The sequence below is a fragment of the Bacteroidia bacterium genome (assembly GCA_040880525.1).
In the GTDB taxonomy this organism is placed as follows: domain Bacteria; phylum Bacteroidota; class Bacteroidia; order CAILMK01; family JBBDIG01; genus JBBDIG01.
In genome coordinates, this window is the sequence record JBBDIG010000032.1 from 21119 (window position 1) to 27519 (window position 6401).

9 protein-coding genes are annotated in these 6401 nt (G+C 40.6%); 3 read left to right on the plus strand and 6 right to left on the minus strand.

Features of this window, described 5'->3' with window-relative positions; genetic code table 11:
- Positions 1–10: 10 nt before the first annotated feature.
- Positions 11–292 (plus strand): hypothetical protein, encoded by a 282-nt coding sequence (locus WD077_09065; GenBank protein MEX0967376.1) that lies wholly within the window; start codon positions 11–13, stop codon positions 290–292.
- A gap of 466 nt (positions 293–758) precedes the next feature.
- Positions 759–911: a hypothetical protein gene (locus WD077_09070; protein MEX0967377.1), complete on the plus strand. Its 153-nt coding sequence runs from the start codon at positions 759–761 to the stop codon at positions 909–911.
- Between the two features lie 259 nt (positions 912–1170).
- Here the strand turns inward: WD077_09070 and WD077_09075 are convergent, their stop codons facing one another.
- The 6 genes from WD077_09075 to WD077_09100 form a co-directional block, all read right to left on the minus strand.
- Positions 1171–1314 carry a hypothetical protein gene (locus tag WD077_09075; GenBank protein MEX0967378.1) on the minus strand — a complete coding sequence of 48 codons (144 nt, stop codon included), beginning with the start codon at positions 1312–1314 and terminating at the stop codon, positions 1171–1173.
- A 181-nt stretch (positions 1315–1495) separates the two neighbouring features.
- On the minus strand, positions 1496–1870 hold the full coding sequence (locus WD077_09080; GenBank protein MEX0967379.1) for a hypothetical protein: 375 nt from the start codon (positions 1868–1870) through the stop codon (positions 1496–1498).
- 29 nt (positions 1871–1899) lie between these two features.
- On the minus strand, positions 1900–3624 hold the full coding sequence (locus tag WD077_09085) for a hypothetical protein (protein ID MEX0967380.1): 1725 nt from the start codon (positions 3622–3624) through the stop codon (positions 1900–1902).
- Positions 3625–3984: 360 nt separating this feature from the next.
- Positions 3985–4254, minus strand: a complete 270-nt coding sequence (locus WD077_09090; protein ID MEX0967381.1) for a Txe/YoeB family addiction module toxin — start codon at positions 4252–4254, stop codon at positions 3985–3987.
- Positions 4255–4488 carry a type II toxin-antitoxin system Phd/YefM family antitoxin gene (locus WD077_09095; GenBank protein MEX0967382.1) on the minus strand — a complete coding sequence of 78 codons (234 nt, stop codon included), beginning with the start codon at positions 4486–4488 and terminating at the stop codon, positions 4255–4257. It abuts the gene before it with no gap.
- A gap of 32 nt (positions 4489–4520) precedes the next feature.
- The gene (locus WD077_09100) at positions 4521–4970 is read right to left on the minus strand and encodes a hypothetical protein (GenBank protein ID MEX0967383.1); all 450 of its coding nucleotides are present in this window, start codon (positions 4968–4970) and stop codon (positions 4521–4523) included.
- 343 nt (positions 4971–5313) lie between these two features.
- Between WD077_09100 and WD077_09105 the strand changes: the two genes are divergently transcribed.
- Positions 5314–6150 carry a hypothetical protein gene (locus WD077_09105; GenBank protein MEX0967384.1) on the plus strand — a complete coding sequence of 279 codons (837 nt, stop codon included), beginning with the start codon at positions 5314–5316 and terminating at the stop codon, positions 6148–6150.
- Positions 6151–6401: the final 251 nt, after the last annotated feature.

Sequence of the window (6401 nt, forward strand, 5' to 3'; positions counted from 1 at the left end):
ATTAAAGAAGATGAAAAATCCTAATCCATTTAATAGTCAGGATATTATAAAGGAGCTAAATAAAAAGGGCCCAGTTAAAAGCTGTCAACGCTGTGGCACAAGATCATTTGAAATAGCTGAGGGGTATGTGGAAATATCATTAGCAAAAAACTTGGGTGGGTTTACCAATCCCAATCAGAAAGTTCCGGCTATAGTGGTAATTTGCAAACATTGTGGTCATATAAATTTTCATGCGATAGGTGCACTCGGTTATGATCCTGATGCAAGTCTCTTATCTCATTTTATTCAATGATTTTTGTATCATGATACATTCAACTATTATCCCGGCTAAAGAGGATAGTCAGTTCATTTCCAAAAGGATCAGCAATGTCCTAACGAATCTGATTCAGATAACTGAGGATAAACTTAAGCTTGAGGTAATAGAATATACTACAAACTCGGCAAAAACTCGTAACTGGTTAGCACCATTGTCAATTTTCCTTATATCACTTCTTGCGGTTATCACTACCGAGTTTAAAGAGGCATTTGGTGTACAGCCCTCAATCTTTGAGGCGCTTTTCTATCTCATTATAGTAATATCACTTATATTGACCATAGTTGCCCTCTGGAATACTTTTAGGCTTAGAAAGAAATGCACACCAGATCATTTAATTGTAAGAATTAAAGCGGAACAAAGCAGCATTAGTTAGCTCAACCTCAATTAAATTGGAATAAAGCGACACAGCTAGCTAATCGAGCCTTTTGCAGGAGGAGGCATTGTGAGTTTGACTGCCGCTGCCGAGGGCTTCACGGAAAAGGCAGTGATGATTGAAATGGATGAAGTTGTGGCCGCAGTTTGGAAAACCATCCTGAGCGCCCAGAATGAAAACCTGAGGAAACACATTATCGAATTTGATCTGACCACTGAGTAAGCAAATGAGATTTTAGCCAGGCAGAATGGCAGCACGGAAGAGGAAGCATTTAAGACATTGCTCAGGCATCGAATCTCACATGGTGGAATTTTAGCCAAAGGTTCCGGCTTCATCAAGAACGGTGAAAACGGGGAAGGGATTGAAATCGCGGTGGTACCCTAAGACCTTGTAAAACAGAATTAAGAATATTTCACATTACAGGAACAGGTTGGAATTTATCCAGGGAGATGCTTTTGAGCTAATTCCTCAATATGCTGAATCACCTGCAAACAACTTCTTTATCGATCCGCCATATACTGTAGCCGGTAAGCGCCTCTACCCACATTTCGAGATTAACCACCAGCAGCTTTTTCATCTCATGAAGCAAATCCGGGGGCCGTACCTCACCACCTATGATTTCCATCCATCGTGGAACTGGTGAAAAAGCACGACCTGGATTACCGGCTGATCCCAATGAAAACTACACATCATATCACTAAGTATGAGATGCTGATTTCGAATGGATTTGAATGGCTGGAGGGGCCGGGGTTGTTTTGAGCGAGGTGGGATTAACTAAAGTAGATTGTCTGTTCATTTGATAGCTTCTACTCCAATGAATCTGCTGGAGCTATAGTTGTATCTTGTTGCATGACGGGATTTGTTAAAAACACACGTCTGCGGATAATGGCATTGGTAATCTCTATTGCAGCCTCGCGGCTTGTATTGTACCACTGCTGAATGTCGCCTTCAGCATCTTGATATTCCAGCCACTGAATTTGTTGTGTTTGAGGAATAAATTTTCCCATCCCGGTTGCAAGATGTCTAGTATGCACATTCCCAATAACTTCGTTGAGCTTGATGATGTAAACCTCCTCTTGCCCCTCTACCGGTTCGGCAGTTGCACCAAATGTAGTGGATTGCGCTAAAGTAGTAGAAGTCAAACTGGATAGAAGCCATATAATTAGCAGTAAATTTTTCATGGATTTCTTTTAAAATAAATGAACGTTGTTTAATTTTCCTGGCTGAGATAACCGCCTAGATTTGTAGAATAACCCACAGAAATTAATGGAAAAATCTTATCAAAATCATGAGAGAAATAAAAATCTCCTCTAAAATAAACACCCGATTTCCTTTTATTCTCATCAGTGGAACCAACTGCGAAGAACGCTTCTGTACCTGCCTTCCAATATTGCCTTTCAGGTAAATAATTTATGCTCAACACGTCTGAAGTTAAACTATGAGGAACGAGATAATGTCGTCCAAAACGCAAGTTTATGCCAAATTCCTGCTCTGGTCGAATGCTGAATAACCAATTTGCGCCATATGATGATGAAAACACGCTGCTTTTTAACAAGGTGTCTTCTCCATTAGAAACAACTTTCGTCTGGAGACCTGTCAGGTAAAGATTATATTCTAGTTCTAACGGTAAAGGAATCCACTTAATCCACTTAATCCAGTTTATACATTTCCATTTTGGTAAGACGCCCAATGCTGTGTATCTGGTTTCAAACATCTTTGCCTCCGTTAAAATAATTGGTACTTGCACCTTAAAGAAACCTCTATTATAATTCAAAAGCTCAAAGTATTCAAGGTCTAGAGATTGATCAATTGAATCGACAGAATTTTCTATGCGAGTATCATTTAGAAGGTTTGTCAGCGTGAGGCTTCCTTTAAGGTATGGTAAATAAACTGCCTCCATAATGTTTCTTGAATTCAAGGGTACATGTAAAGAAAAGTCGGTTTGAATTGTGTTGTTAACACGATTTTCTTCCCCCCAAATGCTGGTCATCACAAGTACAGCTAAATACTCATTGAAGCTTTTCTTTATGGCCGTGAGGGTATCCAAAGGCTTTAGGTACCCTTCTTTATCAGTAAAGTTTATACTAAAGGAACCGGTTTCAGAATCTGGAGTTAGCTTTAACATATGACTAAAATATACTATGCCAGTGTCTTTCGAATCTCCTTTACCTACTTCAACCCCTTCAATAAATCCTATGTCATGATTAAAATCTGCCATTGTCAATGACCACTTGTTATTTCTGAAATTTTTCACTTGACCTGTTGGCACATAGGTGGCGTTAACTAAAATTTCATGAACTCTATTGTTACGGAGTTTCACATAAGCGTAGTTGGTTTTAAAAATTTTCTTCTCTCCTGCTTTAGTTGTATCAAATATTACACGCTTTTCTTGCTGGGAACCTCTCGTAGGCAGTGGTTTATCGAGGAGTGGAAATGAATCCTGCAATACAAGTAAAAATGCCGTCTCCCCTTCATCTTCATCTAGCTCATTAATTAACTTTTTGAGTTCCGCTAAAATTTTTTCACTTTCAGTCTTCTCTTCCTCATCTCCTTCACCAGGATCATTAGCAGCCGGCTCAGCCTCTTCTGAATCTTTATATGTTTCTATGTCTTTCCAAATGGCTCTGGACAATTTTATTTTGAGGGTATCTGCTGGTTTGGCATCTCCAATTCGAGTATAAACGCTATCCACCAATGATGAAAGGTTATCATGGAATTCTACCGAGTCTATCAGGAGCTGTTGTTCTAATGAATCCTTCTCTTCGCCCTTTTGAAGGTGGACGGTAAATGCTGGTGAATCTATTTTTAATTCATATTGCAGGGTATCTCCGTCAAATCCTGCGGTTCCTGTTATCACTGTATCTTTTTGAGCCCTTGCAGTATTGGGTAGAAGTAGTACTATAAGGAATAATGTAAGAATAAGCAGTGTTTTCATTGGTTTTTTTGCCAAACCTCTAAAAATTCTTGATAAGGTTTAATACTCATCAATGAGTATTTTTCACAAAAACCGCCCATACAGTCCAAAAATGCAGATTTTGGATGTGAAAAAAGTGAAAATAATTTTTGCCCCTACTGAAAAATGGCGTGTTCTGCACCACAGCGAGCCGGTTTTATAGGATGCACTGGGAATGGAGCGGAAACGGGCCTCTGTGGGTGGTGATTTTGAAACAGGTATTCGATATCGCGAATTTGTCGGAATGCAATTCCGACCTACATGAGCCGCTCTCCATTGGCCGCAAGTTCGACTTCTCCTTAGGGACTCTCACCTCAAGTTCGTCACCGATATGTTTTGTGCTCAATAATGAAACCTGCATTGGATCACGGTGCAGATTTGCTCTGAGTTCATTCTACCGGAAATCTTATAGACCAGCCGGTGCTCCCTGGTAATTCGTCTGGACCAAAACCCCTTCAGTTCATATTTTAAAGGCTCCGGTTTGCCAATAACATTAAAGGGAGACTGCTCAATAGATTCCAGTAGTTGGTGAATTTTGTCCAATACCGCAGGGTCAGCAGATGGCCAGTATTCGTAATGCTCCCTGGCCCGTTTGGTAAATTTAAACTGCATCTAACCGGCAAACTTTCTGTTTGCCAGATCAAACGGCACCGTTTCCCCCTTTTCCATCTCATCAATGGATTCCCGCATTTCCTCCCGGTTGGCCTTTGTCGATAGTAGATGTGCAGTCTCTACGAGCGAATTGTACTCCTTTATCGACATAATCACCAAAGCATCCTCCTCCCGATTTCGTGATACCACAATCATTTCGAGTGAGTTGGAGACGGCATCGAAGTATTTCTTCATGCTCTTCCTAAGTGCCGAGGCTGTAATTGCTTTCATGATGACGAATGTACCAAAAAGCGTACAATAATAGGTATCGGTAGTACAACTTCATCAAGCGCTTCCTGATTAAGACGCTCTCCATTGGCCGCAAGTTCGACATTCTGGAGGCAGGCTCCGACCTCAAGTTCGTCACCGACAAAATTGACCCGCTGGTAAAAGTGACCTTCCGGTTCTGCTTCCTCTTCGTACCATTCCAGCAGTTCTATTTCTTCGATGGCATCGGAGGTGATTTTCTTTCCCTGGGCCTTCCAGCCGCAGAGTTCTTCCCAGTCCCAGAGGTCGAGTTCTTCATCGTACTTCTTGCGGCCTTTGCCAATGGAAAAAGTAAGGGCAAATGCCCTGCACCGGATGTAATAGTGTATAGAATTATCTGTAATCAGTTTGACATAGAGAGGGACGCGTTTTACTTTTTCATTGGAGAATTTGATCAGAAAGCCGGCCAACAGTATTATGATTATTACTTACCTACGAACGGAGGCGCTAGAGTGGCTTACGAATACCCTTTCAGGTTACCCACAAAAAGAGTTCATTGGGCAAGCGACCCTGACGTTTATAGCAATATGGAGCTTATACGTTTAGATCAATTTGATTTTACTATAGATCTTTTAACCGGCAACTTGGTCTATACTAAAGCTGCTCCAGGCAATGTGTTTTCTTATCGTTTCGAGCTAATTCCATAGTTTGAGTTTAGCTAAATGAATTATATGCGTTCACCAATAAATTGCTGTACCTTCGCTTCAGGGGTTCTGGCAGTTTATTGGTTGGCGCATCTTAACTTGTTCAGGCATGCTTAAAAAGTTTATATACCTAATCATTGTCAGTGAGATACTAGTATCAGGGTGTTTACAAGGCCAAGTTTCAAATATACGATCCCCCTTTGAAGAGTTCTACCAAACTCAAAAGCTGGGAATTGGTTACGGACGCCAGATCAATAGATTGAGTGATAGTTGGTATGATCAAGTTGAGGATGTGTGGCACATAAGCAAGGTTGACTACAACTATTTCTCTCCAGTGTTAGACTTAAGGCTACAGTCGCCTCAGCATAAAGGTTTATACCTTACCTATACTAATTTGTGGACCTCGGATTTTATTCGATACCAATATATGGTCGGGATTGAGAATATGGAATTGAACCAGGCTAGTGATATTTATAAAAAGACCTTTTCTTCGGGTCCCACCGGTGAAATCTATGCAGGATTAAATATACTGAACCGCCATAAGGTCATCGTTGCCTCTGGAGTAAACTTTTCCTCCTATCGAATGCATGCAAATGTCTACAATTATAAAGGAAATTATTTTGGTATGGGGCCGTTTGTAAACCTGGATATTTTATTCACTGAAAAAGCACTTTTTCGCTTCAATGCTCACCTTTGGAAGTCTTTTACAAAACCAGGCAATTTCCTTTATTTGTTTCCTCCATTAACCCATCCTGGACAACTTAATCCAATGAATGATAAGGCGGATCATAGGCCTTTGGTCATTAAATTTTCTGTGGAGATAGTATCACGGCAGGGTTTTTTTGCAGGCATTGACTACCGAAGGTTTGAAGTTCCCGAAGATTCCCCTCTAAGAATGGGCATTCAGGCAGGCTATCGTTTTTGGTTCGGTGATAAAACAGACTAAACTCTTAATCGCAACTTTTGAAAATTAAGACTGAATCTATAGTTGTTATTTATGAAATAACGTGAACACAAAATAGTGCATCAGAAACGGGAGAAGATCATCTACCTCCACTTCAATAACAAGGAGTAGCCTAACTTCATCAAGCGCTTCCATGTGGAGACGCTATCGATTGGCCCCAAGTTCCACTTCTCCTTAAGGACTCTCACCTCAAGTTCGTCACCGATATGTTTTGTGCTCAATAATGAAACCTG